Source organism: Sandarakinorhabdus sp., from assembly GCF_032115815.1.
Lineage (GTDB): Bacteria > Pseudomonadota > Alphaproteobacteria > Sphingomonadales > Sphingomonadaceae > Sandarakinorhabdus.
Genome location: NZ_JAUMBI010000225.1, coordinates 1 through 2282, shown reverse-complemented (window position 1 = coordinate 2282; position 2282 = coordinate 1). Strand labels below are relative to the sequence as shown.

Below are 2282 nucleotides of genomic sequence, written 5' to 3'. Positions count from 1 at the left end.
CAGATCGAAGGGGAAATAGTCTTTCCCCAGCATGTAGTTGTTGACGACATAGTTCCAGATCAGATCGTTGGAGCGCAGCAGGTTGAAGGTGGTGGCCATGAAGCGGCCATCGAGCACGTGTTTGTCCTCGGTCATCTTGTCCAGCGTTTCGACGCTGGGATCGTCGACGAAGAATTTCAGTTCGCCGGCATCGGCAAAGTCCACCTGGGCGGTGAAGAAGGTGGCGGACGTGATCTGGCTGGCCTGCCCGCGGGCTTCGAGCACGGCCATGGCGGCGGCAAGCGTGGTGCCGGCGACGCAATAGCCGATGGTGTGGACGCCTTCTGTCTTGCAGATCTCGCGCGCCACGCTGACCGCCTGCAAGATGCCTTCTTCGACATAGGTATCGATCGTGGCATCGGCGATGCTTTCATCGGCATTTTTCCAGCTGGCGACGAACACGGTGATGCCCTGTTCGACAGCCCAGCGGATGAAGCTTTTTTCCGCCGTAAGATCGAGGATGTAGAATTTGTTGATCCACGGCGGGAAGATCACCAGCGGGGTTTCGTACACCGTCTCCGTGGTGGGCGTGTACTGGATGAGCTGGAACAGGCGGTTCTGATAGACGACCTTGCCCGGCGTGATGGCGACGTTGCGGCCGACTTCGAAGGCGTTTTCGTCAGTCATCTTCATGCGGCCAGTCTGCAGATCGCCGAGCAGATGTTCGAGGCCCTTGAGCAGATTGGCACCGCCGGTTTCGGCCGTCGTTTTCAACACTTCGGGATTGGTGAGGGCGAAGTTGGACGGGCTCATCGCGTCCACGAACTGCTTGATCAGGAATTGCGCCTTGGCCTTTTCGGCGGGTTCCAGCCCATCAAGCTTGTGTGCGGCTGCCATGAAATGGCTGGCGGTGAGCAGATAGGATTGGCGCAGGAAATCGAAAGCCGGATTTTGCGCCCAGGCTTCGCCCGCAAAGCGTTTGTCCTTGATCACCGGTTTTTCGGCATCGGGGGTGAGGAAGTTTTTCCACAGCGCCATGGCATCGGCCATGTATTTCTGCTGCTGTTCCACCAGGCGCGCCGGATCGGACATCATGGCCGTGATCGCCTTCTGCCAGGTGGACATGAAGCCCATCGGATCGGTGACCATCGGCGTGGCCGAATGTTCCTTCGTCCAGAATTCCAGCATCATCTGCTGGCCCTTGCCCATCAGATCGGTGAATTTCTGGAAGTTTTCCTGCGCCTGCACCTGCAGGGCTTGAGCGTCTGGTGTTTCGGGCTTGGCAGTCATGGGGGTGATCTCCTGATATTGCACCTTGCCTCTTGTGGCGGGGCTTTGCCAAGCCGGGCATTTCAGCTATCGGCGGATTTGCTGGCACATGGGGTGCCGGCTGCAAAGGCGTTCCACCTGTGACCAATCGGGCCACCATCATTGCTGCGATCGTCGGCGCTGCACCCGCAGCCGCCGCAGCAGCCGTTGTGGCTGCAGGAGCGCCGCCGAGCTGAGAGTTTCGCAACATTCGAACTCTCCAACCGGCGGCGGCGGAACAAAATGGTTCCACCGCCGCTTTTCTTTTGTCCACCCGTTGCCTAAGGACCATGGCCATGCAGGACGATTTCTACCGCATCAAACGTTTGCCGCCCTATGTGATCGCGGAAGTGAACGCCATGCGGGCAGCAGCGCGGGCCCGGGGTGATGACATCATCGATCTGGGCATGGGCAATCCCGATCTGCCGCCGCCGCCGCACGTGATCGCCAAGCTGGCCGAAGTTGCGGCCAAGCCGGATGCGCATGGCTATTCGGCGTCGAAGGGCATTCCCGGCCTGCGCCGTGCCCAAGCGGCTTATTATGACCGCCGGTTCGGGGTTGATCTTGATCCGGAAACCGAAGTTGTCGTTACGCTGGGATCGAAGGAAGGCCTCGCCAACCTTGCCCAGGCGATCACCGCGCCGGGCGATGTGGTGCTGGCGCCCAACCCGTCCTACCCGATCCATACCTTCGGCTTCATCATTGCCGGCGCCACCATCCGAAGCGTGCCGACCACACCGGATGAGAAATATTTCGAGGCGCTGGAGCGGGCGGTGCGGTTTACCGTGCCGCGGCCGAGCGTGCTGGTGATGGGCTATCCGAGCAACCCCACCGCCGAAGTTGCCGATCTGGCCTTCTATGAGCGCGTGGTGGCGTTCGCGAAGAAGCACAATATCTGGGTGCTTTCGGATCTGGCCTATTCGGAAATCTATTTCGATCGGCAGCCCACGCCGTCGATCCTGCAGGTGCCGGGCGCCAAGGACGTGGCGATCGAG

2 protein-coding genes are annotated in these 2282 nt (G+C 60.3%); one reads left to right on the top strand and one right to left on the bottom strand.

Annotated features, from left to right (window positions below; genetic code table 11):
* A partial coding sequence (locus RT662_RS13080) for a class I poly(R)-hydroxyalkanoic acid synthase (RefSeq protein WP_313671140.1) occupies positions 1-1269 on the bottom strand: 1269 nt, incomplete at its 3' end.
* Positions 1270-1583: 314 nt separating this feature from the next.
* Here RT662_RS13080 and RT662_RS13075 point away from each other — a divergent pair.
* A partial coding sequence (locus tag RT662_RS13075) for an aminotransferase class I/II-fold pyridoxal phosphate-dependent enzyme (RefSeq protein ID WP_313671139.1) occupies positions 1584-2282 on the top strand: 699 nt, incomplete at its 3' end.